This is a genomic window from Sphingomonas sp. BK580 (assembly GCF_014194975.1).
Classification (GTDB): Bacteria; Pseudomonadota; Alphaproteobacteria; order Sphingomonadales; family Sphingomonadaceae; genus Sphingomonas.
Map to the genome: position 1 here is coordinate 150,427 of NZ_JACIAY010000007.1, position 26,465 is coordinate 176,891.

The 26,465-nt window shown below is 71.8% G+C and carries 24 protein-coding genes and 1 pseudogene; 11 read left to right on the forward strand and 14 right to left on the reverse strand.

Features of this window, described 5'->3' with window-relative positions:
- The 5 genes from fliF to FHY05_RS13905 are packed head-to-tail and all read left to right on the forward strand — an operon-like array spanning position 1 to position 5,235.
- Positions 1–1,743, forward strand: a complete 1,743-nt coding sequence (gene fliF / locus FHY05_RS13885) for a flagellar basal-body MS-ring/collar protein FliF (RefSeq protein ID WP_183945051.1) — start codon at positions 1–3, stop codon at positions 1,741–1,743.
- Positions 1,740–2,768, forward strand: a complete 1,029-nt coding sequence (fliG, locus tag FHY05_RS13890; protein WP_311721295.1) for a flagellar motor switch protein FliG — start codon at positions 1,740–1,742, stop codon at positions 2,766–2,768. Before fliF ends, fliG begins: the two co-directional genes overlap by 4 nt.
- Positions 2,761–3,507 (forward strand): flagellar biosynthesis protein FliH, encoded by a 747-nt coding sequence (locus tag FHY05_RS13895; RefSeq protein WP_183945052.1) that lies wholly within the window; start codon positions 2,761–2,763, stop codon positions 3,505–3,507. Before fliG ends, FHY05_RS13895 begins: the two co-directional genes overlap by 8 nt.
- Positions 3,501–4,832: a FliI/YscN family ATPase gene (locus FHY05_RS13900; RefSeq protein ID WP_183945053.1), complete on the forward strand. Its 1,332-nt coding sequence runs from the start codon at positions 3,501–3,503 to the stop codon at positions 4,830–4,832. The genes FHY05_RS13895 and FHY05_RS13900 overlap by 7 nt, the downstream gene beginning before the upstream one ends.
- Positions 4,825–5,235 (forward strand): hypothetical protein, encoded by a 411-nt coding sequence (locus FHY05_RS13905; RefSeq protein ID WP_183945054.1) that lies wholly within the window; start codon positions 4,825–4,827, stop codon positions 5,233–5,235. Before FHY05_RS13900 ends, FHY05_RS13905 begins: the two co-directional genes overlap by 8 nt.
- 149 nt (positions 5,236–5,384) lie before the next feature.
- Here the strand turns inward: FHY05_RS13905 and FHY05_RS13910 are convergent, their stop codons facing one another.
- From FHY05_RS13910 to FHY05_RS13925, 4 genes are all read right to left on the reverse strand, one after another.
- A complete protein-coding gene (locus tag FHY05_RS13910; RefSeq protein ID WP_260181563.1) occupies positions 5,385–5,702 on the reverse strand; it encodes a hypothetical protein in 318 nt (105 codons plus the stop codon).
- Positions 5,703–5,960: 258 nt separating this feature from the next.
- A complete protein-coding gene (locus FHY05_RS13915) occupies positions 5,961–6,380 on the reverse strand; it encodes a hypothetical protein (protein WP_183945055.1) in 420 nt (139 codons plus the stop codon).
- Complete coding sequence (locus FHY05_RS13920) at positions 6,377–7,447, reverse strand: hypothetical protein (protein WP_183945056.1); 1,071 nt, start codon at positions 7,445–7,447, stop codon at positions 6,377–6,379. Before FHY05_RS13920 ends, FHY05_RS13915 begins: the two co-directional genes overlap by 4 nt.
- Positions 7,448–7,760: 313 nt before the next feature.
- Positions 7,761–8,387 (reverse strand): TIGR02281 family clan AA aspartic protease, encoded by a 627-nt coding sequence (locus FHY05_RS13925; RefSeq protein WP_183945057.1) that lies wholly within the window; start codon positions 8,385–8,387, stop codon positions 7,761–7,763.
- A 254-nt stretch (positions 8,388–8,641) separates the two neighbouring features.
- Here FHY05_RS13925 and thrS point away from each other — a divergent pair, with 254 nt between their 5' ends.
- The 6 genes from thrS (at position 8,642) to FHY05_RS13955 (ending at position 16,024) form a co-directional block, all read left to right on the forward strand.
- Complete coding sequence (gene thrS, locus FHY05_RS13930) at positions 8,642–10,642, forward strand: threonine--tRNA ligase (protein ID WP_183945137.1); 2,001 nt, start codon at positions 8,642–8,644, stop codon at positions 10,640–10,642.
- A gap of 327 nt (positions 10,643–10,969) precedes the next feature.
- Entirely contained in the window at positions 10,970–11,560 is a 591-nt protein-coding gene (locus tag FHY05_RS13935; protein WP_183945058.1) for a Uma2 family endonuclease, read from the forward strand.
- Between the two features lie 46 nt (positions 11,561–11,606).
- Complete coding sequence (locus tag FHY05_RS13940; RefSeq protein ID WP_183945059.1) at positions 11,607–11,948, forward strand: hypothetical protein; 342 nt, start codon at positions 11,607–11,609, stop codon at positions 11,946–11,948.
- Between the two features lie 83 nt (positions 11,949–12,031).
- Positions 12,032–12,565, forward strand: a complete 534-nt coding sequence (infC, locus tag FHY05_RS13945) for a translation initiation factor IF-3 (RefSeq protein WP_132910175.1) — start codon at positions 12,032–12,034, stop codon at positions 12,563–12,565.
- A gap of 211 nt (positions 12,566–12,776) precedes the next feature.
- Positions 12,777–15,587, forward strand: a complete 2,811-nt coding sequence (locus FHY05_RS13950; RefSeq protein WP_183945060.1) for a TonB-dependent receptor — start codon at positions 12,777–12,779, stop codon at positions 15,585–15,587.
- 221 nt (positions 15,588–15,808) lie between these two features.
- Entirely contained in the window at positions 15,809–16,024 is a 216-nt protein-coding gene (locus FHY05_RS13955; protein ID WP_183945061.1) for a hypothetical protein, read from the forward strand.
- Between the two features lie 711 nt (positions 16,025–16,735).
- Here the strand turns inward: FHY05_RS13955 and FHY05_RS13960 are convergent.
- The 10 genes and pseudogenes from FHY05_RS13960 to FHY05_RS14005 all read right to left on the reverse strand — a co-directional run bounded on the left by FHY05_RS13960 (position 16,736) and on the right by FHY05_RS14005 (position 26,368).
- Complete coding sequence (locus FHY05_RS13960; protein WP_183945062.1) at positions 16,736–17,857, reverse strand: OmpA family protein; 1,122 nt, start codon at positions 17,855–17,857, stop codon at positions 16,736–16,738.
- A 120-nt stretch (positions 17,858–17,977) separates the two neighbouring features.
- Positions 17,978–18,478 carry a DUF2793 domain-containing protein gene (locus tag FHY05_RS13965; protein ID WP_183945063.1) on the reverse strand — a complete coding sequence of 167 codons (501 nt, stop codon included), beginning with the start codon at positions 18,476–18,478 and terminating at the stop codon, positions 17,978–17,980.
- A gap of 357 nt (positions 18,479–18,835) precedes the next feature.
- A complete protein-coding gene (locus tag FHY05_RS13970) occupies positions 18,836–20,935 on the reverse strand; it encodes a phage tail protein (protein WP_183945064.1) in 2,100 nt (699 codons plus the stop codon).
- Positions 20,936–21,187: 252 nt separating this feature from the next.
- Positions 21,188–21,529 (reverse strand): peptidoglycan endopeptidase, encoded by a 342-nt coding sequence (locus tag FHY05_RS13975; protein ID WP_311732481.1) that lies wholly within the window; start codon positions 21,527–21,529, stop codon positions 21,188–21,190.
- 295 nt (positions 21,530–21,824) lie between these two features.
- Positions 21,825–22,615 (reverse strand): annotated as a pseudogene (locus tag FHY05_RS13980) (DUF2163 domain-containing protein).
- Positions 22,612–24,891: a DUF2460 domain-containing protein gene (locus tag FHY05_RS13985; RefSeq protein ID WP_183945065.1), complete on the reverse strand. Its 2,280-nt coding sequence runs from the start codon at positions 24,889–24,891 to the stop codon at positions 22,612–22,614. The pseudogene FHY05_RS13980 and the gene FHY05_RS13985 overlap by 4 nt, the downstream one beginning before the upstream one ends.
- Positions 24,891–25,439, reverse strand: a complete 549-nt coding sequence (locus FHY05_RS13990) for a tail tape measure protein (protein WP_183945066.1) — start codon at positions 25,437–25,439, stop codon at positions 24,891–24,893. Before FHY05_RS13990 ends, FHY05_RS13985 begins: the two co-directional genes overlap by 1 nt.
- Positions 25,432–25,644, reverse strand: coding sequence for a phage tail assembly chaperone (locus FHY05_RS13995; RefSeq protein ID WP_183945067.1), 213 nt, complete (start codon positions 25,642–25,644; stop codon positions 25,432–25,434). Before FHY05_RS13995 ends, FHY05_RS13990 begins: the two co-directional genes overlap by 8 nt.
- On the reverse strand, positions 25,641–25,970 hold the full coding sequence (locus FHY05_RS14000) for a GTA-gp10 family protein (protein ID WP_183945068.1): 330 nt from the start codon (positions 25,968–25,970) through the stop codon (positions 25,641–25,643). Before FHY05_RS14000 ends, FHY05_RS13995 begins: the two co-directional genes overlap by 4 nt.
- On the reverse strand, positions 25,967–26,368 hold the full coding sequence (locus FHY05_RS14005) for a phage major tail protein, TP901-1 family (protein ID WP_183945069.1): 402 nt from the start codon (positions 26,366–26,368) through the stop codon (positions 25,967–25,969). The genes FHY05_RS14000 and FHY05_RS14005 overlap by 4 nt, the downstream gene beginning before the upstream one ends.
- Between the last annotated feature and the right edge of the window lie 97 nt (positions 26,369–26,465).

The window sequence follows — 26,465 nt, forward strand, 5'->3', positions numbered from 1 at the left end:
ATGAGCAACGCTCTCACCCCCTCGCCGCAGAACCCCGCGCCGATCACGCTGGTGCCGGAGAAGTTCGCCAACCCGCTGCGCCAGATCCAGGGCGTGTTCGCGCAGCCCGCGGTGCGACGCGCCGGCCCGATGGCGATGATGGTCGGCCTGATCGGCGCCGCCGGCCTCGCCTGGTCGGCGCTGTCGACGCCGCCGCAGAAGGTGCTGTTCTCGGGCCTGCCCGACTCGGACAAGGCCGCGGTGACCAGCGCGCTGACCGCCGCCAACATCACCAGCCACATCGATTCCTCGTCGGACGCGCTGACCGTCGACGAGGAGGATTTCAGCAAGGCGCGGATGCTGCTCGCCGGCCAGGGCCTGCCCAAGGCGGCGCCGGGCGGCTACGCCATCCTCGACCAGCTGCCGATGGGCGTCAGCCGCGCGGTCGAGGGCGAGCGGCTGCGCCAGGCGCGCGAGACCGAGCTGGCGCGCTCGATCCAGGAGATCGACGCGGTCGCCGAGGCGCGCGTCCACCTCGCCATGCCCGAGGCCAGCGTGTTCGTGCGCGACAATGCCGCGCCGTCCGCCTCGGTGGTGCTCAAGCTCCAGGGGGGGCGCTCGCTGAGCGACGCGCAGGTCCGCTCGATCGTCAACCTGGTCGCCTCCTCGGTGCCGGGGATGAAGCCCGACGCGGTCACCGTGGTCGACCAGCTCGGCGGCCTGCTCACCAAGTCGGGCGACGGCCCCGACGCCGCCAACGACAAGCGCATCGAGTTCCAGCGCCGCGTCGAGGACAAGTACCGCCAGCAGCTGATCCAGCTGCTGACGCCGCTGGTCGGCGCGGGCAATTTCACCGCCGAGGTGCAGGCCGACGTCAACCTCGACGAGACCAGCGCGACGCGCGAGAGCTATGACAAGGACGGCCGCCTGCGCGCCGAGACCGGCAACTGGACCGGCAACATGGCGACCGGCCAGGCGCCCGCGGGCATCCCCGGCGCGCTGAGCAACACGCCGCCGCCGGCCTCGCAGCTGTCGACGCCGCAGCCCGCCACCGGCGCGCCCGGCACACCGCAGCCCCAGCCGGTGGCCGGCGGCCCCGCGCCCGACCCTGCCAAGCAGAGCGACTCGTTCCAGCGCGCCTATGACCTCAACAAGGAGGTGTCGGTCACCCGCGCGGCGCCCGGCAACATCAAGCGACTGTCGGTCGCGGTGCTGCTGCGCGACCCCGAGAAGGGCAAGCGCACCGCGATGGAGATCAACCAGATCAACGATCTGGTGAAGAGCGCGGTCGGCTTCGACCAGACCCGCAACGACAATGTCACGGTGATCAGCCGCAAGTTCGCCGACGCCACCGACGCGAACGACGCGCCCAAGTGGTACGACAATGCCTGGCTGCCGGTGCTGGCGCGCAACGTCACCGCGCTGATCATCGCGCTGCTGGTCCTGCTGCTCGGCGTGCGCCCGATCGCCAAGGCGCTGATGAAGAAGCGCGAGGACGCCAGCCCGGCGACGCTGTCGGCGCCGGCCGCGACGCCGGGCACCCCGCTGCTCGGCGAGGACGGCGAGCCGCTGCTCGGCGCCGACGGGCAGCCGCTGATGGGCGAGGCCGGCATCGCGGTGGCGCCGCCGGTCAGCCTCGACCAGATCGAGACGAGCCGCAGCTACGAGGAGCGGATCGGCGCGGTGCGCGGCTTCACCCGCGACAACCCCGCGCGCGCGGCGCTGGCGGTGCGTGACATGATCACCGCCGAGGCCAAGTCGTGAGCGCGGTCGCCGCCGCCCCGCGCACCTTCACCGGCGTCGAGCGCGCCGCGGTGCTGATGATGCTCGTCGGCGAGGAGGAAGCCGCCGCGATCCTGCAGAAGCTCGATCCCGAGGAGGTCCGCAAGCTGGGCAGCGCGATGTTCGCGGTGGCCGACGTCAGCGAGCAGGAGGTGGAGCTGGTGCTCGACGATTTCGTCGGCCGCGCGCGCGAGCGCACCGGCATCACCTTCAACCCCGGCCCCAAGGTGGAGGCGGTGATGACCCGCGCGCTCGGCCGCGAGAAGGCCGAGAGCGTGCTGGCGCAGATCACCCCGCCCGAGGCGGTGTGCGAGATCGACCTGCTCGACTGGCTCGACGCCAGCGAGATCGCGACGATGCTCGACAAGGAGCACCCGCAGATCGCCGCGGTGCTGATCGCCAACCTCGACCCCGCGGTCGGCGGCCAGGTGCTCGAGCTGCTGCCTGAGGCGGTCCAGCCCGACATCCTCCACCGCATCGCCAAGCTCGGCCCGATCACCCCCGAGGCGGTCGAGACGCTGCGCACGCTGATCGCGTCGCGCAGCGGCGGCGGCGGCAGCGGCGGCGGCCCGGTCGGCGGGCTCCAGCTCGGCGGCGCGCGCGAGGCGGCCAAGATCCTGCAGGGCGCGCGCAAGGCGACCGAGCAGCGCGTCATGCCCAAGCTGCTCAAGATGGACCGCGACATCGCGCGCCAGATCGAGGAGGCCATGTTCGTCTTCGACAACCTGCTGGAGCTCGACGACAAGTCGCTGGGCACGCTGATCCGCAACGTCGACGGCGACACGCTGACGCGCGCGCTCAAGGGCGTGGACGAAGCGGCGCGCAACCGTATCCTCGGCTGCATGTCGGCGCGCGCCGCCGACGGCATCCGCGACGACATGGAGGCGCGCGGCCCGATGAAGCTGAGCGAGGTGCTCGAGGCGCAGAAGGTGATCATCCAGATCGCGCGCAACCTCGCCAAGGACGGCACGATCAACATGGGGGCAGGTGACGACGATTATGTCTGAGGCGACGTTCGTCATCGGGCTGCCGGCACGTGCCGACGCGGCCGCCACCACGCGCGCGCGCGCGCAGTCCGAGTCCACCGGCGGCTTCACCCCCGCCGACCTGATCGCGCGGATCGAGCAGGCGTTCGGCGCGCGCCCGCCCGAGACGGCCGCGACCGCCGAGCAGCCGCGCCACTTCGCGCCGGCCGACCCGGCGAGCGACCCGACCGCTGGCTGGGACATGCTCGACCACGAGGCGCAGCCGCTGCCCTGCCTCGAGCAGGTCGAGGCCGCGCGCGCGGAAGGCTATGAGGAGGGCTTCGCCGCCGCCACCCACGCCGCGCAGGCCGAGGCGGCGCGCGACCGCGCGCTGCTCGACGGCGTCGCCGCGCAGCTGCGCGCCGGCGGCGCGATCGACCGCGCCGCGCTGGCCGAGACGCTGCGCCGCACCGTGCTGACGCTCGTCACCGCGGTGGTGGGCGAGACCGGCGTCTCGGGTCCGCTGCTCGCCGCGCGAGTCGAGGCCGCGGTCGACCTGCTCGCCGACGCGAGCGAGTCGGCGATGCTGCGGGTCAACCCCGACGACGTCGCGCTGCTCGCCGGGCTGCTGCCCGACACGATCTTCCCGGTCGGCGACGCCGCGGTGGCGCGCGGCAGCTTCGTCATGGAGGCGGCCTCGACCATCGTCGAGGACGGTCCCGCGCTGTGGATGGAGCAGCTGACGGCGGCGATCGAGCGCGCGGCGGTGCCCGCGTGCTGAACCGCTTCGCCGACGATTACCTCGCCACACTGGCGGGCGCGGCACCGCGCTTCGCCGCCAAGGTCTCGGGCCGGCTGTCGTCCTACGACGGGCTGCTGATGGAGGCGGTGGGGCTGTCGCTGCCGGTCGGCACCGTGTGCCGCATCGGCGCCGCGGGCACCGCGCAGGTCGAGGCCGAGGTGATCGGCTTCCGCAACGGCCGCACGCTGATGATGAACCTGGGCGGACCCGCCGCGCTGCTGCCCAACGCGCCGGTGCGCCCGCTCGGCGCGCCCGGCGAGGCCGAGGTCGGCGCGGCGCTGCTGGGGCGCGTGGTCGACGGCTCGGGCGCGCCGATCGACGGGCTCGGCCCGATCCGCGGCGCGGGGCGCTGGCCGCTCGCCGGGCACATGCAGTCGCCGCTCGACCGCGGCCGCGTGCTCGCCCCGCTCGACGTCGGCGTGCGCGCGATCAACGGGCTGCTCACCGTCGGCCAGGGCCAGCGCGTCGGCATCATGGCGGGCTCGGGCGTCGGCAAGTCGGTGCTGCTCGGCATGATGGTGCGCGCGGCGCAGGCCGACGTGATCGTGATCGGACTGATCGGCGAGCGCTCGCGCGAGGTCGCCGACTTCCTCGAGACCAAGGTGGCGGGCGAGGCGCGCCAGCGCGCGGTGGTCGTCGCGGTGCCCGCCAACCACTCGCCGGTGCTGCGCATCCGCGGCGCGCTGCGCGCCACCGCGATCGCGGAGGCCTTCCGCGCCGAGGGCAAGAAGGTGCTGCTGATCATCGACTCGCTCACCCGCGTCGCGCACGCCGGGCGCGAGATCGGGCTGGCGCTGGGCGAGCCCGCCTCGGCGCGCGGCTATCCGCCCTCGGCGATCGCGATGCTGCCCAACCTGCTGGAGCGCGCGGGCTCGGACGTGAACACCGGCGGCTCGATCACCGGCATCTACACCGTGCTGGCCGACGGCGACGACGGCAACGACCCCGTGGTCGACTCGGCGCGCTCGATCCTCGACGGCCATATCGTGCTGAGCCGCGCGATGGCCGAGCGCGCGGTCTATCCCGCGATCGACGTCTCCAAGTCGATCAGCCGCGTGATGAACGACATCGTGCCCGCCGAGCACCAGCAGGCCGCGCGCGCGCTGCGCCGCCACCTCGCCACCTACGAGGAGAACCGCGACCTGGTGCTGATGGGCGCCTATCGCTCGGGCAGCGACGCCGCGATCGACAACGCCATCGCCTATCACCCCGCGATCACCGAGTTCATCCGCCAGGAGACGTCGCAGGTGGTGCCGCTGGCGGACGCCGCGGCCGAGCTGGTCGGCGTGTTCGGCGATGGCTGACGCGGCGCGGCTCAAGCGGCTGCACCGCGTGCGCACGCTCCAGCTCGGGCTGGCGCGCGCGGACGAGGCGCGCGCGCGGGCGCAGCTGACGAGCGAGACCCAGCTGGCGCACCGCATCGGCCAGCTGGTCGACGCGGTGGCGCCGGTGCCGACCGCGGCGACGGGCGCGGTCAACCTCGCCGCGGCGGCGCATTTCCGCGAGCGGCTGCAGCGCTCGGCCGAGGCGGCGGTGAACCGCGTGCGCATGGCCGAGCAGCACGCCGAGCGCAGCGGCGCGGCGACAAGGTCGGCGCGGCGCGACCAGAATGCGGTGGAGAAACTGATCGACCGCCAGCGCGCCGAGGACGTGCGCGCCGAGATGAAGGCGCTGGAGGACGCGCCCGCGCCGGTGCCGCGGTGGTAGGGGCGGCGGCGGGGGCGGCGTGGCCCCTCCTGTTCCCCGGCGCAGGCCGGGGCCCAGGTGGGAAGGTGCCGGTGGGGGGCACGCTGGCCCGCCCAACTCGCCCCTCCCTCACCCGCCGGCCGCGGTCGATCGCGGGCGCTCGTCGAGCGTCAGTCGCCGCTCACCTCGCCCAGGTCGTCCTTCAGCTTCGCCCTGACGCGCCTGCGCCGAGCGTCCCTGATCAGCTCGCTGATCTCGTCGAGCAGCACGATCCCGTCTTCGGCTTGCCCCGTCTTCATATCGGGATCGGCTTCGAACAGTGCCTTGGCACGCGCGGACATGTCGATCGCCTTGGCGTAATTGTCCTCGCCCAGCTTCTCTCGCACGAGCTCTAGGCCATTGTTCAACTCATAAAAGTCCGCCTCAAGGAATGTTTCCGGAAAGTAGCCGGTTTTCTTTTTGAACTTTCTTGGGACATGCAATACCATCGCTCCGAGTTAGTCGTATATCTCCCCGAGTGTTTTTGGGATATATGGCCCTGGCTTAGTGACAGAACTGCTAAAGAAGTAATCTTCTTCTTCCGCGTCGTTCATTCTGCAGCTTCCCTCCGGGAGGCATCTCCCCCCTGCGTTGACCTGACAATCGCGACTGCAACTGGCAAACCGCTGTGGCGCGAGATCTGTCGGCCTGCCGGTCGGACGTGCCGTCCATTCGGCATCCCGCCAGCCGCCCACCACAGCAGACCGTCAGTCGCCGGTCACCTCGCCCTCATCGTCCTTGAGGCCGCTCTCGTAGCGGTGGCGCCGCACCGCGTTGATCAGCTGATCGATCTCGTCGAGCAGCCGATTGCCTTCCCTCGTCTTCTCGCTGGCGATATCTGGTGCCTGTAAAAACAACGCCTTCGCGCGGCCTGACAGCTCGATTGCCTTGGCGTGAACATCCTTCCCGAGCTTCTCCCGCATACGGTCTAGGCCACTGTTGAGTTTGAAGAAACTTGATTCCAGGCTTAAATCAGGAAAATACCCCGTCCTATCTTTGAAGTGAGGAGATTTCAGCATCATCGAGCCAAGCTGATCTTCAATTTCGCTCAGTGCTTGTGGTATGTATGGACGCGGTTTTGCATAGGAGCTTCTGTAAACAAAGTGTTCTTCTTTATCCTGACTCATTTTCCATTCCCCCTTATGATGTAGCTACCTCCCTCCTGCCGCGGACGTATGATCACGACTGCGGAAGGCCTTGACCTTCCCTCAAAAAATTCCTTAACTTGACCACCGCTCATCGTTTTCTCCGCAATAGACACATCAAAGAAGACATTTCCGATGCGAAGGTCGGGCAGGCGATACCCGGAGCCGTCATGTAGATATTCTCTCCTGTTGACGGCAATCTCACGATCGGCGGATGTAATAACGCCTGCGAGGTGGAATTTTTCTCTCAAGCCGTTGCGCACTTCCCGATCGATGAAATTTCCTAAGGCCTCTCGCTTGTGGAGGCGAATCGGCAGAGCTGAAGCTGCCAGTCGCGCGGTGCCATCATCGTGAGCCTCATCAGCGATCTGCTGCATTGTTCGGACAGCCTCGACCCGCAACGGCCCAAGATCACCTTTGACACGCATCATAACAACGGCGCGATTGAAACGAAGGTCATCGATGAGGCGTCGCTGACCCGCCTCGGTGGACGGAAACTGGAACGATTGGTAAACGAAGGTCGGATCCAGCGCCTTGATGTCCGCGAGAATTTTGTCCGCCTGCGCGCGCATGAGGGCGGTACGGATCTCTGCGCCAGGGCCTGTTATGTTCAGGAAGCCGTCCAACGGCGCCAGCAAGGCGCCGGCCGGCGTGTCACGCAGGATCGGCAGCTCATCCAGCGTCATCGGATCCTCGAAGGCGCGGATGTTGCCGCCGCGCGTCTCGGGCGGCTCCGGCGCGCCGATCGGGATCAGCGTCGGCCCCGGCTCACCCGGCCGATAGACGCCGTCCGAACGGACGACACCGCCGCCCTCTCCTACACCACCGCCTTCACCTCCTCGCCCCGGCGGTCCGTCGCGCGACGCCGCCTCGCCGCCCGGGCCGGAGGTGAAGCGACCGTCGCGCGGGTCGTGCCAGGGGTTGAACTTCAGCTCGACGCCGTCGTCGCGGCGCGTCGGGATTCGCCCCGTCCGTATCCAGATCGAGAATAAGCGCCGTCGTTCGGCGGGGCTCACCCCCGCCGGTATCCATGCCCGCTCCATGTTCATCGTGTCGCCCCGCTCTGCTGACGCGGCGAGAACATCTGAGCAACATTCCCCAACAAGGCGATCGCCGATGGCGTGCAATCACCGTGCTGGGTCAACGCGAGGAGAGGGCGGCGCGATCGGTGTGTCGAGGGGCGTTTGCCCCTACGCTGTCGCCCCGGCGAAGGCCGGGGCCCAGTTGGGTAGGCCGTGGTGGGACTTACCAACGTCTTCCAACTGGACCCCGGCTTTCGCCGGGGTGACGGTTAGTGTGGGGCGAGAGGGAGCATCCTGGCCGTCAAGATGACAGCCCGATGGCCCCGCCCCCGCCGCCCCTCTACGCCTCCTGCGGGTGGTGCGGCGTGAGGATCAGCGTGCGCCCCTCGACCCGCCACGCGCTCAGCCGCGACAGGAAGTTCATCCCCACCACGTCGACGTCGCCGAACGCAGGCGACACCACCACCGCGAGGTCGCGCGCCACCACGTTGCCGAAGCGCAGCTCCGCCAGCGCCCCGGTGTCGGCGCGGATCGTGCCGTTGGCGGTCTTGAGCAGCAGCGGGAAGGTCGCGGGCCGCACCTCCACCCCCGCGGCCGCCGCGGTGGCGGGCGACAAAGCGGTGATCGTCGCGCCGCTGTCAACCAGCAGCCGCCGCTCCACCGTTGCCCCCAGCGGGCCGAGCCGCGCGCGCACGTAGAAATGGCCGTCGGGGCTCATCTTGACCCGCGTCTCGCTGCCCGAGACCTGCTGGCTCTCGACGTCGAGCGCGGCGGCGACGCGGCCGAGCCAGGGGTCGAAGCGCTCGCGTTCCACCAGCAGCGTGTAGAGCAGCACCGCCAGCCCGCCCCACACCGCCAGGCTCACCAGCGTGCGCAGCAGCGGCACGCGCCGCGCCACGATCGCCGCCACCAGCAGGGCGCCGAGCAGCAGGTAGAAATGCGGGTTGGCCGAGACGTCGACGGGCATGCCCCAGATATAGGGACGCCTCCGCCGCGGATAAGGCCACGCTGGCGCCGCGGCACGCGCGCGGCTATATCGGTGCCACCATGCGCACGGCCCGGCTCACTACTAGCATCCCGGCGCGGCCAACGGCCGGCGCGCGCGTCACCCGCTGACGCGCCCCGCCGGCCGCGCCACGCCGGGCAGGCTCCCTCTTTTCGTCGCGTCACGCGCGCCTTAGGGCGTGCCCCACGGTTCTCGCAGGAAGATACTCCATGGACATGCTCTCGATCACGCTGCCCGACGGTTCGGTCCGCGAGGTGGAGCCGGGCACCACGCCCGCGGCGATCGCCGCCGCGATCGGGCCCGGGCTGGCCAAGGCCGCGATCGCGGCGCGGGTCGACGGCGAGCTGCGCGACCTCTCGCGCCCGCTGACGCAGGATGCGACGCTCGCGCTGGTGACCCAGCGCGACGAGGCCGAGGCGCTCGAGCTGGCGCGGCACGATCTCGCGCACGTGCTCGCCGAGGCGGTGCAGCATCTCTTCCCGGGCACGCAGATCACCTTCGGCCCCGCCACCGACGACGGCTTCTACTACGACTTCGCGCCCCCCAAGATCGATGGCAAGGACCGGCCGTTCACCGACGAGGACCTGCCCGCGATCGAGGAGGAGATGCGCCGCATCATCGCGCGCGACGAGCCGTTCACGCGCGAGGTGTGGACGCGCGAGCAGCTGATCGAGACGTGGCAGCGCCAGGGCGAGACGTTCAAGGCGGAATGGGCCGCCGAGCTGCCCGACCACGAGGAGCTGACGATCTACCGTCAGGGCGAGTGGCTCGACATGTGCCGCGGCCCGCACATGCCGACGACGGGGCGGCTCGATCCGCAGGCGTTCAAGCTGACGCGCGTCTCGGGCGCCTATTGGCGCGGCGACCAGAAGAACGCGATGCTCAGCCGCATCTACGGCACCGGCTGGCTCAACAAGAAGCAGCTCGACGCGCACCTTCACATGCTGGAAGAGGCGGCCAAGCGCGACCATCGCCGCATCGGCCAGGACATGGACCTGTTCCACCTCCAGGCCGAGGCGCAGGGCTCGGTGTTCTGGCACCCCAAGGGCTTCGTGCTGTGGCGCCAGCTCGAGGCCTATATGCGTCGCCGCCTCGACGCGGCCGACTATGCCGAGGTGAAGACGCCGCAGCTGATGGACGCGCGCCAGTGGGAGCAGTCCGGCCACTGGGGCAAGTATCGCGAGAATATGTTCGTCGTCCCCGACGAGATCCCCAACGTTGAGGAAGAGGGGCCGGTGCTCTCGGGCGAGGGCGACCTGATGGCGCTCAAGCCGATGAACTGCCCGGCGCACGTGCTGATCTTCAAGCAGGGGATCAAGAGCTACCGCGACCTGCCGATCCGCATGGCCGAGTTCGGCTGCTGCCACCGCAACGAGCCGCACGGCGCGCTGCACGGCATCATGCGCGTCCGCCAGTTCACCCAGGACGACGCGCACATCTTCGTGCGCGAGGACCAGCTGGTCGAGGAGGTGCGCAAGTTCTGCGAGCTGCTCGACAGCGTCTACCGCGACCTCGGCTTCGAGGATTATGCGGTGAAGCTGGCGCTGCGCCCCGACAAGCGCTTCGGCGACGACGCGATGTGGGACAAGTCGGAACAGGAGCTGCGCGACGCGGTGCACGCCTCGGGGCTGTCGGACGCGATCAAGGCGAAGTTCGAGGAGCTGCCCGGCGAGGGCGCCTTCTACGCGCCCAAGCTGGAGTTCCACCTCACCGACGCGATCGGGCGGACGTGGCAGGTCGGCACGATCCAGTCCGACCGCGTGCTGCCCGAGCGGCTCGACGCCAGCTACGTCGGCGAGGACGGCCAGCGCCACCGCCCGGTGATGCTCCACCGCGCCATCCTCGGCACGTTCGAGCGCTTCATCGGCATCCTGATCGAGCATCACGCCGGGCGCTTCCCCTTGTGGCTCGCGCCGGTGCAGGCGGTGGTCGCGACGATCGTCTCCGACGCGGACGGCTACGCCGCCGAGGTCGCGGCGGCGCTGCGCGCGGCCGGGATCCGGGTCGAGACCGACACGCGCAACGAGAAGATCAACTACAAGGTGCGCGAGCATTCGGTGGCGAAGGTGCCGGTGCTGCTGGTGGTCGGCAAACGCGAGGCGGAGGAGCGCAAGGTCGCGCTGCGCCGGCTCGGCAGCCAGGCGCAGGAGGTGGTGACGCTCGACGCGGCGGTGGCGATGCTGCGCGGGGAGGCGACCCCGCCCGACCTGCGCTGAGGCGGGCGGGCGCGGGCTGACCCGTGTGGCCGCCGGCGGGAGGATGTCGGAACGAGGTTACCGTCTCGCTTGTGACCTAAAACGGTCGATTGCGGCGGTACCAGGGTCCTGTCCCGTCATGCGGGGCCCTTCGACAAGCTCAGGAGAGCCTTGACCCGGCATCCGTGGTGCAGCGTACACTGCGGCCGTTGCCCTTGCGGCGGCATCGATCCCGGCTCAGGCTTGTCCTGAGCGACGTCGCAGGCGGCGTCGAAGGGCCGGGATCCCTTGGCATCGCGCCGTGGCGAGCAGCGAGCGGGCGCACGCACCTGACGGAAGGAGGTAGCGGTGACGATCTGGCAGGAGATCAAGGCCGGCACGATCCCGCCCCGGCTCACCGTGGCGGATATCTACGCGCTCACCGAGGCGGGGCTGCTGGCCGAGAACGAGCATTTCGACCTGATCGACGGAGAGATCGTGCCGATGGCGGCGTCCAAGTCGAGCGACCACGAGCGGGTCAAGCAGCGCCTCGGCCATCTGCTCAACCTCAGCCTCCCGCGCGCGCTCGGGGTGTTCGTCGAGGCGGAGATCGCCTTCGCCCCGTCCGACCTGCACGAGCCCGACCTCGCGGTCTGGCCCACCGAGATCGGCTCGCAGGACGTGCGCGGGCCGGACCTGCTGCTGGTCATCGAGGTGGCGGTCTCCTCGATCGGCTATGACCTGCGCGTGAAAGCGCCGCGCTACGCGACCTTCGGCGTGCGCGACTATTGGGTAGTGGACGCGATCCGCAAGACGATCCGGGTGCACCGTGCGCCGGTTCAGGGCGCGTACAGCGATGTCGAGGAATATGAGGCGCACGACCGCGTGACCGCGTTGCTGTTGCCCGAGGTGAGCGTCTGCCTCGAGGAGATCGACGGTCCGCCCGCGCGGCGCTGGTGATGGTCCCGCGCACGCCGCCGCACCGTAGAGGAGGGAGAGTCCGACGATGCGACCCACGACCGCGCTGCTGCTGCTCCCGCTTCTCCTCGCCGAGCCCGCGACGGCGCAGCGGCCCGGGCCGATCGCGCCGACGCTGCGCACCGACTCGGGCGCGGCGCCCGATCTCTCCACCACGCGCGACAGCATCGCGCGCGAGCGCCGCGCCGGTCGCCTGTCCCGCCGCGACGCCCGCCGCGCCGAGGCCGAGGTCGACGTCAACGCCGCCATCGCCGCGCGCTACGCCAGCGGCGGCGGCCTGTCCGACTCGGCGCGCGCCGAGATCGACAACCGCGATCGTGCCACGCGGAGCCTGCTCGACGCGCCCGCGCGACAACCGGCGCCGCGGTGACGCGCCGCCCCTTCTAAAAGCGCGCGTTCTCCCTTATATTGGCGGGCGACACAGCCAACGGAGATTTACCTATACGTCCCCCCATGATGCGCCGGCCGATGCAGGCGCCGCCGATGAACGGGCCCCGCTTCAACGAGTGGATCCAGAGCCCCAAGGTCCGCGTGATCGACCACGAGGGTGAGAACCTCGGCGTGATGTACACGCGCGAGGCGATGGAGCAGGCGCGCGAGGTCGGGCTCGACCTGGTCGAGGTGTCGCCCAACGCCGATCCGCCCGTCGCCAAGTTCCTCGACGTCGGCAAGTTCAAGTACGAGGCGCAGAAAAAGGCCAACCTCGCGCGCAAGTCGCAGAAGACGCAGGAGATCAAGGAGATCAAGATGCGTCCCAACATCGACGACCACGATTACGACACCAAGATGAAGAAGGTGGTGGAGTTCATCGAGGAAGGCGACAAGGTCAAGGTGACGATGCGCTTCCGCGGCCGCGAGCTGAGCCATGGCCAGCTCGGCATGAACGTGCTCCAGCGCGTCGCCGAGCAGGTCGCGGAGGTCGCCAAGGTCGAGGCCTATCCGCGCATGGAAGGCCGTCAGATGCTGATGGTGCTCGCGCCCAAGTGAGTTGATCGGGCCGCGGCCGAGTGCCGCGGCCCGCGCGCTTTCCGTAGCGTCGCGCCGCCGCGACGTTGCGCGCGCTCCACACCCGATATTGAAAATCACCACGTCGGGCACGAAAGCGCTAGACGAACCTTAGTCGTGCGCTAAGCTCTCCCCAATACCGAACCTTCGAAAACGAGGGGCGGGATAACAGGACCTTGGGAGAGGGACCGCCATGCGACTGAGCAACATCCTCCTGTCGTCGGCCGCGATGATCGTTGCGGCGCCCGCGCTGGCGCAGCAGGCCAGCCCGGTGACCAGCAACGCCGCCGTCGACGGGCAGAGCGACACCACATCCAACCAGGCCGGCGACACGCGCGAGCTCAACGCCAACGACATCGTCGTCACCGCCACGCGCCGTTCCGAGCGGCTCGCCGACGTGCCGATCTCGATCAACGCGGTGAGCCAGCAGGCGCTGCAGAACTCGGGCGCGACCGACATCCGCCAGATGGCGCAGCTCGCCCCCTCGCTCAACGTCTCCTCCACCGGATCGGAGGCCAATGCCTCGGCGCGCGTGCGCGGCGTCGGCACGGTCGGCGACAATCCCGGGCTGGAGAGCTCGGTCGCGGTGTTCATCGACGGCGTCTATCGCAGCCGCACCGGCTCGGGGCTCAACGATCTCGGCGAGGTCGACCGGATCGAGGTGCTGCGCGGGCCGCAGGGCACCCTGTCGGGACGCAACTCCTCGGCGGGCGCAATCAACATCTATACCAAGGCGCCGTCGTTCGACTTCGGCGGCTATGCCGAGGGCACCTACGGCAATTACGACTTCTGGCGCGCCGCGGGCGCGCTGACCGGCCCGATCATCAAGGACGTGCTCGCCTTCCGCGTCGACGGCGTGTGGCAGAAGCGCGACGGCTTCTACCGCGACGTCGCGAACGACACCGATTTCAACAACCGCGACCGCTATTTCGTCCGCGGCCAGCTGCTGCTCGAGCCCTCGTCCGATTTCTCGCTGCGGCTGATCGGCGACTATACGAGGCGCAACGAGAAGTGTTGCGGCGCGGTCTACGTCGACACGCGCGAGAAGATCGATCCGACGCCCGGCGTGCCCGGCGATTACGCGATCAATCCGGCGGGCAACCGCATCGTCAGCGTGATGACCTCGCTCGCCGCGCTGCGCGGCTATCCCGCCGGCTCGGTCTTCCCGAGCGGCAGCGACCCGTACAGCCGCCGCATCGCCAACACGCCGGGGCGCGCCTACTCGAACGTCACCAAGGACTATGGCGCGTCGGGCCAGATCGACTGGAACCTGGGCGGCGCCTCGCTCACCGCGATCACCGCGTACCGCGAGTATAAGTCGGACGGCGCGAGCGACATCGACTATAACGTGCTCGACATCGGCTATCGCCCGAACGACGGCAACAACTACCGCCAGTTCCACACCTTCACCCAGGAGCTGCGGCTCAACGGCGAGGCCTTCGGCGACCGGCTCAACTGGCTGATCGGCGGCTTCTACAGCAAGGAAGACCTGCAGGTCGTCGACAACCTCAAGTTCGGCCGCGACTATGGCGCCTTCGCCGCGTGCCGCATCGTCGCGACGATCAATCCCAACGCGGCGCTGCGCAACCCCGCCAATCCCGGCTGCCTCAGCGCCGCCGGCACCGCGATCCTCTCGGGTCAGGTGCCGGGGACGACCCCGGCGTTCGGCGCGGCGACGCCGCTGCTGCTCGCCAACATCCGCCTGCTGGGCACGCTCAACGACCTCGGCACCACGCGCGACGTCTACGACCAGGACAGCCAGAGCTTCGCGGTCTTCACGCACAATATCTTCAAGCTGACCGACACGCTCTCGCTCACCGGCGGCCTGCGCTGGACGCACGAGCGCAAGAAGTTCGACGCGAGTTTCGGCAACAACAACACGGTGTGTCCGCAGATTCAGACGCTGCTCGGCGCCGGCCCCGCGGGCAACCTCTTCAACAACGCGCAGCTCGCCGCGCTCACCCGCGGCATCGCCACGCTCGCCTGCACCGGCAACAGCTCGGCCGCGCTCAACGGCCGGCAGATCGCGGACGATTTCAGCGAGAGCCAGTTCACCGGCACCGCGGTGCTGAGCTGGAAGCCGAGCGACCGGCTGATGACCTATGCCAGCTACTCGCGCGGCTACAAGGCGGGCGGCTACAACCTCGACCGCTCCGACCTGGGTGACGCCTATAATCCCGCGACGATCGCCAACATCGACGCGGGCCGGCTGCGCTTCGATCCCGAGACGGTCAACGCCTATGAGATCGGCTTCAAATACTCGAGTCGCGCCTTTACCTTCAACGCCGCGGCGTTCCGCTCGGAGTTCAAGAACTTCCAGCTCAACACCTTCAACGGCACCAACTATGTCGTCGAGAATATCGGCTCCTGCTCGGAGAGCCTGAACGGCGCCGACCGCGACGCCAGCGCGACGACCGGGGTCTGCACCGGCGACGTCAAGTACGGCGTGCGCAGCCAGGGCGTCGAGCTCGAGGCCGGGATCTACCCGGTCGAGCACCTCGCCTTCAACATGGGCTACACGCTGGCCGAGACCAAGTATCGCCGCAACCTGGTCGGCTCGGACGCGGGCGCGGCGCTGGACCCGGCGCTGTTCCTGCTCTCCGGCGCGCAGATCTCGAACGCGCCGCGCAACGTGATCACGACGTCGCTGAGCTGGACGCCGCCGATCGGGGGCAGCGGGATGAGCGCCTTGTTCTACGTCGATCAGCGCACGTCGTCGGACTATAACACCGGCTCGGATCTGTTCGCCGAGAAGATCCAGGACGGCTTCACGCTGGTCAACGCGCGCGTCGGGCTGCGCGGGCGCGACGAGCGCTGGGCGGTCGAGGTCTGGGCGCAGAACCTGCTCGACACCGATTATCAGCAGGTCGCGTTCAACACGCCGTTCCAGGGCGCGGGCAGCCTCGAGCAGGTGCGCAGCTTCGGCGGCGTCGGCAATCAACTGTTCTCATCGTTCCTCGCCGAGCCGCGTACCTATGGCGTGACGCTGCGGACCCGCTTCTGATCGGTGCTCGACTTGGCGCCACCACCCCGCGCGGTGGCGTTCGCGGCTCGATCCGTCGCTTGACTCACTCGTCCCACGGCGTTCTTGTCGAAGCTATTAACCTTATCTTCGTCAAATTGGGTTAATGATCTGCCGTCAACATCGGCGAATCGGTTCGGACTAGGGGCTTCTTGCGATAGAATAAATTAGCAAGTCGCCCGAGCGCCCGTGGGGGTGAAGTGATGAACGTGGACGTTCTCGGCCAGGCGATGGCCGAGCAGCTCGATCAGATCCTCTGGACCGCGCGCAGCGCGGGCAGCACCCTCATCGTCTCGCGCGGGCAGCACCCCGATGCCATCGGCGTGATGATGCGCGAGGGGCTCGTGCGCGAACGTCTCGGCCATCTCGTGCTCACCCCCAAGGGCCACGCCCGCCGCCGCGAGTGCGCGCCTTACTGAGGCGAAAGCTCGCGCCGATGGGCGCGGCTCGCGATGACACCGCGTCAGCGCCACGCCACCTCCTTGCGGCAATCGCCGCGAGATCGCGCATGGCGCGTGCTGCGTGACCGTGTTCCGGCGAATGCCGGAACCCAGGGAAAAGCGGGGCAGGCTGCAAGGTGCGCGCGGCCCCTGGCTCCCGCGTGCGCAGGGGCACGGAGCGGACAACGCAGGATGTGGCACGTTCCCCGCAGAGCAGTTCTCCGCGAGCGGCCCCTCTCCCTTCTCGGCCTGAAGTCCGTCGTGCCGCGCAGCTCATCCAGCGACGTGGATCCCGAACGGGGTCGGTGATGACGCAAGATGACGAGCTTCCCCGGCGTCACGTAGACATGTCCTCCGAGAAGCAGGATCAACGAGCCCCGGCCTTCATTCCCGCCCCCCAGCCTCGCCGCCGCCCGCTCCAAGGCCCCCCAAGGCAGCACGGACGCATCAGCTCGCCCGATGAGCGACGGCTCTCGCCTCTCGTGCCTCACGCGCGAGAGGCGCCGACGCGCTCTCCTCGTCGCCGAGCCTCCCGAGCGGCCCCCGAGCGCGTCAGACCGCCCCATCCCGCCGCGGACCAGCCCGGACGCGCGCGACGCCCCGGGCGGGCGCCCGGCGCCGCCCAGCTCAAAAAGAAAGGGAGGCCGGCTCGCGCCGACCTCCCCGTCTCGTTCGCCGTAGCGATCGACCTTACTGGCCCGCACCCGGACCGTAGGTGATCTCCACGCGGCGGTTCTGCACCTCGCGGACACCGTCGGCGGTGTCGACACGCGGGCGGCTCTCGCCGAACGCCTCGGTGCTGATCACGTTCTCCGGGATCGCCTTCGAGGTCAGGTACGCCTTGACCGAGTCCGCGCGGCGCTGCGACAGCCCCACGTTGTACTTGGCCGAACCCGAGCGGTCGGCGTGACCCGCCAGCATGACCTGCGCGTTCTGGCAGTTCTGATACTGGGTGACGGCGTTGTCGAGGATCGACGCGGCCTCCGGGGTGATGTCCGACTTGTCCCACTCGAAGAACACGATGAACGGACCCGGCGAGCAGACCACCTCGGGCGGCGGCGGCGGCGGGGGCGGAGGCGGCGGCGGCGGCGGCGGCGGCGGCGGCGGCGGAGCAGCCTCCTCCGGAGCGCCGAAGTTGTAGGTCACGCCGCCGAGCAGGCTGTGCGACCGGAAGCGACCGTCGTACGAGCTGCCGCGCGCGTCGAACAGCTCGACCTTGTCGGCGTTGAAGAAGCGATACTTCAACGACACGTCGAGGTGGTCGCTGAGCGGCGCGCGGATACCCGCCAGCGCCTGCCAGGCGAACACGGTGTCCGAGTCGTCGAGCAGCGTGTAGGAGTTGGTTGGGTTCAGGCGCGCCTGGACCCGCGCCACGCCGGCGCCGCCGCCGACGAAGCCCTGCAGACCATCGTCCTCGCCGAAGTCGAGCAGACCGTTGACCATGAAGCTGAGCGCCGAGGTGCGCCCGCCGACATTGTCATAGGTGCCAGCCGGCAGCTGCGCGGTGCCGCTGATCGGCACGCCAGCGGTGGTCCGGAAGCTGTCGACCGTCGCGCGACGATAGCCGACCTCGGTCTCGAGGCGGAACGCGCCGAAGTCGTAACCGATGACGCCGTCGACGTCCCAACCGTAGTTGGAGTCGGTCGTGCCGGTGCCGGTCAGCGAGGTGGTCGCGCCGGTGATATCCCAATCGATATCCTCGACGATCATCGCGCCGCCCTCTACGCCGACGTACCACGCCTTGTCGCGCGCGAGCGCGGGCGTGGCGAGGGCGGTGGAGGCAAGCGCCATGATCATGGCAAGCTTACGCATCATAATCCCCTTTCCATGGTGTCACTACGGACAGCGCAAACTCACTATCGGCTAGTTGGTTTCCGAACAAGCTGACAAATCCTGGGTGCTGTTGCGCGATTACAACACCGCGGCGCCGGCTCACGATGCGATAAGCCCGTGCGCGCGCAGCGCCGCCAGAACCTTGGCGAGACAGGCGCGCGCGGCGACGTCACCCTCACTTTGCCCCGGATCGGTGATCGCGGCGGCGCGCGCGCCGACCACCTGTTGCCCGTCGACCAGCACGCGCGCGGCGCGCACGACGCCGCTCTCCCAGCCCGCGGCGGTGTACGCGACGACGCACTGGCGTGCGCGGTCCCACGCGCGCAGCCCCTCGCGCGGCGCGACGAACTGCCACCCCGCGCCGCTCCACCCGGCGAGCGCGCCCGCCTGCCCCGCCCACGCGCCGCGCGGTGTGGCGCCGACGAGCCAGCATTGTCCCGGCAGCGGCGCGTCGGGCGGCGCGTCGACCGCGCTCGCCTCGACCGCGCAGCACAGCGCGAGATCGATCAGCGCGAGCGCCTCGTTGTGCGTCTCCTCCTTGTGCGCCTGGCCGCTCACCAGCAGCGGCAGCGCCAGTCGCGCGGTGGTGTCGTCGCTCATCTGTCGTGTTCCTGCTCGTCGTGGGTGGGGAAACGGGTTGGTTCACGCGAGGACGCGCCGACGCGGAGAACGGTGCGGCGCGCCAGCACCGTCGCCGCACGTCGGTGAGGTGCGCCGAGCGACGCCTCGCGCACCGTCGCGGTGGGCGCGCCCCGGCTTGGACACACATCGCGTCCCCGCGCGGATCAGCGACGATCGGCGCGTCCGACGCGCGACGGTGCACGCGGAGGCGCGGCGACGCGGCGGCGTCGCACGCTGGGCACGATCGCGCGCCGACGCGCACGCCGCGGTGTGAGCCGCTGCCGCGGCGAGGCGCACCCGGGCCTCGGCTCCGCGTCGCCGCGCGACCCCACCTCGTTACCCTGCCAGCACCAGCTCCGCCGCGCGCGAGAGCGCCAGCGTGCCCTGTTGCCGAACCGCCACGCGGCGCACGCCATGCCCCGCCGGCAGCCGCAGCGTCGGCGCCGCCACCGTGACTCGGCGGGCGTCGTCGACCGTCACCACGTACAGCTCGCGCTCCTCGCCGAGCGGCACCGGTGCCTCCTCCCAGCGCCAGCCATACCGGCTGCGGCGCACCCAGGTCAGCAGCGTTCCACCGTCCGCGGCGGCGCGCGCGCGCAGATGCACGGGCGCGGGCGGCGCCAGCGCGCCGCCGTCGAGCACGACCTCGGCGCTCACCGGCGCACCATCCCCCACGCCTGCGGCGAGCACGCGCACGGGATCCCCCGCGCGCGCGCCCGGCAACGCCACCGTCACGCACGTCGCGCGCTCCACCAGCACGAAGCGGGCGCCCGCGGGCGACACCGTCACGACGGTGCCGCGGCGCGCGCGCAGCAGCGTCGAGAGGCGCCAGCGCCGCGGCGCGAGCTGGTGCGCGTCGGCGAACTGCACCAGCTCGTCGCCGACCAGGGCGAGGTTGGCACCGCGGTCGAGCGCGCGCGGCGCGCACGTTTCCAGCACCATGTCGTCGTGCGCGAGCAGCAGCTCGATCGTGTTGGCACGGTCCACCAGCGTGCCCGGCGCGCGCGCCAGCGGCGCCACCAGCGCGCCGATCACCGCCGCGGGCGCGGTGTCACCCGCCGCGATCCAGCTCGCCCCGGCGTCGTCGCTCACCAGCAGCGCGGCGCGGCGCCAGCCCGGCGCGGTGCCCGCGGCGAACACCGTCACGCGCTCGACCGCGGACGCGACATCGTCGAGCGGCGGCAGCTCGGCGAGCTGGAGCAGCGTCGCGCCGACCGCGACGTCGGGCGCGCACCGCGCCGTCCCGGCGTCGGCGGGCGCCGCCGCGGTGGGCGCGTCGTCGACCGCGGCGAGCTCGAGCGTCACCGCGTGCTGCTCGTAGCGCGCGCGCGTCACCCGCCACGCCGCCGCCTCGTCGTCGATCCGCACCGCGACGCCGGGCCGCGCCGCCAGCGCGCGCGCGTCGAGCGTCACCGTGCGCGACACGCGCGCGCGCTCGGCGCGGCGCAGCGTATCCCGTGCCAGCGCGGCGGCGCGCGCGGCGCTCAGCGTCGCGGGCAGCTCCACCGTGTCCTCGCGCCAGCCCGCGCCGCCGCGCCGCGCGTGCTGCGCGCCGACCTGATAGTCGCGCGCGGCGTCGTAGTGCGCCACCGTCACCGCGCGCGGCGCGGTCTCGACCGGGCGGCGCAGCGTCTCGCGCGCGATCGGGTCGTCGAGCGCGAGCGTCGTGTCGCAGCGGTCGGCCAGCGCGAGCCCGCCGGGCACCGCGACGAACCAGCCGCCGGTGAGACTCGCCAGCGGCGCCAGCGCGCCCGCCACGCTGTCGCCGCTCGCGGCATAGCCGTCGACGGTGGCGTCGGGACCGGCGCCGACGATCGCGCCCGCGCCGATCGCGCGCGCGACGTCGCCGACGCGCACCGGCGCGGCGTCGGCGACCACCTCGAACGACAGCATCGGCACGCGCCCGCCGAAGTCGGCGAGCTGGAGCTGCTCGAACACCGCATAGGCGATGCCGCGGAACGCCGGCGCGTCGCGCTCGTGCGCGGCGATCAGCGGGTCGGGCAGCTGGTCCTCGGTGCCGCGGTGGAGGCGGAAGCCGGTGGCGCTCTTCCAGTCGCCCGCCGCGCCGCGCAGCAGCTGGCCGTCGGCCCAGATGCGCCGCACCTCGACGATCGCGCGCGCCGACAGCGCCACCGCGAAGGAAGCGGTGTAGCCCGCGTTCGCGCCGCGCCCGCTCTTGCCGTGCGCGGCGTGCGCGGCGGGGGCGGGCTCGGTCGACCACAGCAGGGTACCGCTCACCCGCGTCACGCCGAACAGCAGCGGCAGCGGCGTGGCGTAGGCGGCGCTCTGGACACGCGGCTCGGCCAGCCGCGGCCCGGCGCGGTGGCGCGGCGCGAACAGCGCGCGGTCGAGCTGGTGCCCGAGCAGCCCCCCGATCGCGCCGCCGACCGGCCCGCCGACCGCGCGGCCGAGCGTGGAGAGGACGAGCGTGGCCATGCGGGTGCGTCTCCATGATGATGCGGTCGGCGAGCGTGGCTCGCCCCGCTGTCGTGCCCCGGCGAAGGCCGGATCCCGGTTGGGAAGGTTCGCGCGGGCCTCACCGACGTTCCCCACCTGGACCCCGGCGTGCGCCGGGGTGGAAAGGGTGAGGGCTGCGGAGCGCCTCGCCCATCGGCATCGTCTCCCAGCTGGGCCCCGGCCTCCGCCGGGGAACGATGTCGCGCTCGAAGCAGCTCGGCTGCCCGCCCCTCACCCGCACCAGCGCCACGCCGCCACCAGCGGCCACGGCGGCTCGCCCGGGCGCTCCACCACGCGGCCGACGGCGGCGTCGGCGTGGAGGAGGCCGCGCTCGCTGCGCACCGCGAGGTGGAGCTGCGCCGGCGAGACGCGCAGCAGCAGCACGTCGCCCGGCGAGGCGCCGTCGCACGCGACCAGCCCCGGCGGCAGCGCGAGCGGCGGCAGCGTGCCGCGGCGCAGGCGATAGTCGCGCGGCAGCGTCACCTCCGCCCCGACCCGCGCGAGCGCCACCGCCACCACCCCGACACAGTCGAGACCGAGCGCCGGTTCACGCCCCTGCGCGCGGAAGCGCACGCCGATCAGCGAGCGCGCGGCGGTGAGGACGCAAGATCCTCTCCGACACGGGGAGGGTCGTGCAGGCCGCCATGTCTCCCGGACATGGCTGGCATCGCTGGGGGAAATCCCACCTGCACGACAGCCGAAGGCTGGTGGAGGGGCGCTCCCGGAGACGAGCCGGCCCGTCTGCGGGAGCGCCCCTCCACCACCGCGCTGCGCGCGGCGGTCCCCCTCCGCTTGCAGGGGAGGATCTTGGGCGCTCGGATCCCGCGACGACTCGACCCAAGCACCGACCTTCTCCATGCCCGCTCCCTCACGCCCCCGGATAGCGCGTCAGCAGGTCGTTCCCCGGCACATAGGGTTCGCCACGGAAGTTGACCGAATTGTCGAAGCGCGCCGCGCAGGTGGCGAGCCTCTTGTCGCAGCCCTCCACCAGCTCCACCAGCGCGTCCGCCGCCACCGCGTGCGGCGGCGCCTCCTCCAGCGTCACGCCCGTGCCCGCCGAGCCCGCCACCCCGCTGATTAGCCCCGCGTTGCCGCCGTCGAACCAGCGCAGCACGCCGCCGGCATAGGCGCCCGCCACCGGCTCCGCCGCGTCGAGCGTCAGCGCCGTCCCCTCCGCCGCGACCACGCGCGCGAAGCGCCGCCGCGCCGCCATCATCACGCGGCAGCGGCGGTCGCCCAGCTCGGCGCGGTGAGCTCCACCGCGGGGCGGTCAAGCCGCGCCTGCGCGCCGCTCAGCTCGGCGGTGAAGTCGCGGTCGCGCGCGGTCACGGCGCCGATCCGCCCCTCGCCGAGCGGGAGCGGCGCGGCGGCGGGGTCGCTCCAGTCGACCGCGAGGCAGACCACGCGCGCGCCGTCCCAGCGCCCGTCGGCGAGGTCGCGCGCGGTGATCGCGGCGGCGGTGAAGGCGCCCTCCGCCGCCATCGTGTCGGCGTCGAGCCCGCTGCCCAGCGCCACCGCCGAGGGCGTCATGCCCGGCGCGGCGCGGTAGACCAGCCCGTCGACGACGAGGTCGCGGTCGTGCGCGGTCAGCGCCAAGGTGACGCCGTCGCGCCGCTCGAGCCGCCAGCACAGCGCCAGCGCCAGCACCCGGTCGCTCATGCCTCGCGCAGCTCCACCAGCGGCACGCTGTGCGCGCTGCCCGCCAGATAGGTCGCGCGCGCGACGTTCAGCCGGTCCTCGGCGAAGCGCACCGGCACGTCGAAGTCGAACGACGCGGTTACCGCCGCGCCGGCAGACGGCGCGTCGTCGAGCACGATCACGCCGAGCGGCCCGAGCGTGAACGCCGCGGTCGCCGCCCCCGCCACCGCGACGCGCAGCGTCCCCGCCACCGGTCGCGTGATCCGCCGCGTCGCCGCGCCGTAGCGGGTCACCAGGTCGAAGCGCCGCGTCGCGCCGTCGCCATGGCCCAGCACGACCTCCCGCGCCTGCCAGTCGAACGGGTCGCGCAGCCGGAAGCCGCGCGCCGGCCCCTGGCGCGCGCGGTAGAAAGCGAGCAGCAGCGCGATGTCGGCCTCGCTGCGCACTCCCGGCCCGACGTCGTAGCGCGTGCGCGCCTCGGCCCAGGCGACGGTGCGGGTCTCGTGCCCGCCCGCGCTGGTCGTCACCGCGGTGGAGAAGCCCGGCGCCACCTCGGCCTCGCGCCCCAGCGCGATCGGGAACAGCACGTCGTCGAAGGCGTCCATCTCGTCTTCCCCCTGCCAATAGACCAGCCCGTCGCGCAGCACCTGCGGCAGCGCCCAGAGGTAGCGCGCCGCCACGCCGCGCCGCCGCGCCGCCATCGCCGCAGCGATGATCGGCGCCCACTCACCGCGGTCGGCGGGGCGCAGCACGAAGCCGGACAGATACTCCTGCCGCTCCGCGGGATAGCCGAGCGTCGCGCCGACCAGGGCGGCGCCGCGCTCGCTCGCCCCGGTCGCGCCCGCGGTGACCCAGTCGTAATCCTCGAGCTGGAGCCAATCGAACGCGGGCGCGGCCCAGTCCCCCGGCAGGTTGAGCCGCCGCGCGCCCGGCATGGCGGGATCGAGCAGGGTCGGCAGGTAGATCAGCAGATAGGTCACGCACCCCGGCCAGTCGCCGCGCACCGCCGCCACCAGCGCGGCGGTGGAGCGCGCCAGCGCGGCCGCGGCGCGGTCGAGTGTCGCCAGCTGCGCGGCGTCGAGCGCGCCGCGCAGCGAGGGGATCGCGACCGGCTGGAGCGCGGCGCGCGCGCTCTCGTCGTACAGGCACGGCCGCGCGTCGGCGCTGATCCACCACCACGGCTCGCCGACCTGGAAGCGCGGCGCCAGCCCCGCGCCCGCGCCGATCGCGACGAAGGCGCGCGCCACCGCGTGGAGATAGTCCATCGCGCCCGCGTGGGTCGGCGACAGCAGGGTCGAGGGCGGGTCCCAGCCGGTCAGCGCGGGCGAGCCGTCGGCGGCGCGCTGCTTCCAGTCGTCCCAGCAGTGGCGGTCGAGCAGCTCGTAGGAGAGCGACCAGATCAGCGCATAGCCGAGCCGCGCCGCGCGCCGCGCGAGGTCGGCGTGCCAGGCGGCGCAGGGCGCGTTGAGCGTGCCGCCGCGGCGGCTCACCAGCCAGCGCGTCTCCGCGCCCGCGCCCACCGCCTCGAGCCGAAAATAGTGGCTCATCCCGACGTAGTGGTCGATCGCGCCGCGGTAGCCGAGCTGGAGCGCGTTGCGCAGCAGCCGCGCCGGGGTGAGATGGTAATGGTCGTCGTAGCCGCTCGCCACGCGCAGGTCGTGCGCGGGCACCATCGCGTCGCCGATCGCCAGCACCGCGCCCGCGCCGTCGACGGTGATGCCGCTGAGCTCGGCCCAGCCCTCCGCCGGCGCGTCGAGCGGCGCGGCGCTCCGGTCGTAGCCGGGCGCGACCAGCGAGACGAACATCCGGTCGACGTCGCCCGCCCAGACCGGGTCGCGGTCGGCGGGCCGCGCGTAGCCGGCGTCGAGCGCGGCGAAGTCGAGCGTCACCTCGGCATCCTCGCGCGCGCCGTCGGCGTAGTTCCACAGCCGCACGTACCAGGCGCGCGCCTGCCCGGCGGCGTCGCGCCCCTCGATCGTCAGCGTCGGGCCGTCGACCTCGTCGAGCGCGCGCACCCCCGACGAGCGCCAGCGGAAGCGCAGCCGACAGGCGCGATAGTCGCGCGACGTGTCATAGCCGAGCAAAGGATGGTCGTGGCGATCGACGCTCTCCCAGATGATCCCGGCGAGATCGTCGCGGCGGTAGAAGACGGCGTCGACGCGGAGCACGTCGGGCGCGGGGTTGGTCGCCGCCGCCATCATCGGGCGCGGGAAGTTGACGGTCCAGTAGCGCGGGTCGAAGCGCGTGAGCCAGTCGGTCGCCTGCTCGGCGCGCTCGGTGGCGAGCCGAAAGGGCATCACTCCGCCTCCTCGAGCGCGGCGCGCACCGCGCGCGCCACCTGCCGCGCCGACCGCTCGAGCGCGCGCGGCGCCTCGCCCGCGTGCGCGTTGACGGTGATGGCGAGCCGCAGGTCGCCGCGGCGCGAAGGCGCCGCGGTCTCGCGCAGCAGGTCGATGGTGTCGCGGGTCCGCTGCGTCGGGAAGGACGGGATCACCGCGCCCCGCTCGCGCCCGCCGCCGCCGTGGCCCAGCCCGAACAGCCCGCCGAGGAGCCCGGTGAGCAGCCCGGTCGCGCCGCCGCCGCCGGTGACGCCGGCGACACCGTCGCGCAGCGCCGCGCGCGCCACCGCGTCCATCGCCCCCATCGCCACGCCGCGCAGCTCGTCCATGCCGAGCTTGCCCTTGCGCACCGCCTCGAGCAGCGCGTGCTCCAGCCCGCGGCCGGCGCGCGCGGCGCCGAGCGCGAACGGGCCCTCGACCTGGCCGCGCATCGCGTCCAGGTCGCGCGCGAAACCGGCGGTGTCGGCGCGGACGCCGATCACCAGCCGCTCGATCTCCTCATCCATCGGGGAACATCTCCTGCAAGCGGGCGCGCAGCGCCGCGTCGGGCGGTGGGGGCACATCGGGCGCGAGCGCGGCGCCCGGCGCCGCGAGCTCGGCGGGCGTGGCGCGCCAGAACTCGTCGGGGCGCCAGCCGAGCGCGAGCGCGGCCAGCCCGGCGAGCCGAGTCGCCGCCGCCGCGAAGGTGGCGTCGCTCCCAGCCTCTCTCATCGTCCCGCGAGCACCTGGCGCAGCAGCGCGTGGAGCGCGGGCGTGGCGGCGGCGAGCCCGCCCGCCACCAGCGCCTCGCCGAGCGCGTCGCGGGTCAGCGCGGCGGGCCAGTCGTGGCGGCAGTGCCAGAACAACGTCGCCAGCTCGGCCAGCGCGAGCTGCCCAGCCGCGGCGCGCTCGACCAGCGCGAACAGCGGCCCCAGCTCCTGCTCGGCGGCGATCAGCGCGGTGAAGCTGGGGCGCAGCACGAGCGTCTCGCCGGCGACGCGGATCGCCGCCTCGCCCCTCGCGGGATTGGCGGGCGCGGGATCCGGCGCGGCGCTCATGCCGCCACCACCGCGCCGGAGCTCTCCAGCGCCAGCGTGTAGCTGCGCTCGCCGTTGTAATCGCCGGCATAGTCGAGCTTGGTGACGAGGAAGCGCCCGGCCAGCGCCTCGCCGCTCTCGAAGGTGAGCTGATAGTCGTCGAGCGTCCCCGCCAGCGCGCTGGCGCGCACCCGCGCCTCGGCGGCGGAACCGGTGAAGATTCCCGCCGCGGCGACGCTGACCGAGCGCACGCCCGCGCCGGAGAGCAGTTCGCGCCAGCCGCCCGAGTCCTTGTTGGTGATCGCGACCGCCTCGCCGTTAACGCTGAGCTGCGTGGTGCGCAGCCCCGCGACGGTGCGGTGGCCACCCGCGCCGTCCGCCACCTTGAGCAGGAACGCGCTGCCTCTCTCCGCTGCCATGTCGGTTCTCCTGGTTGATGATGTGATCCGCGGCGGCCACTCGCGTCAGCCCCGTTCCCTTCCCGTCATCCCCGTCCACACCGTCATCCCCGCGGAG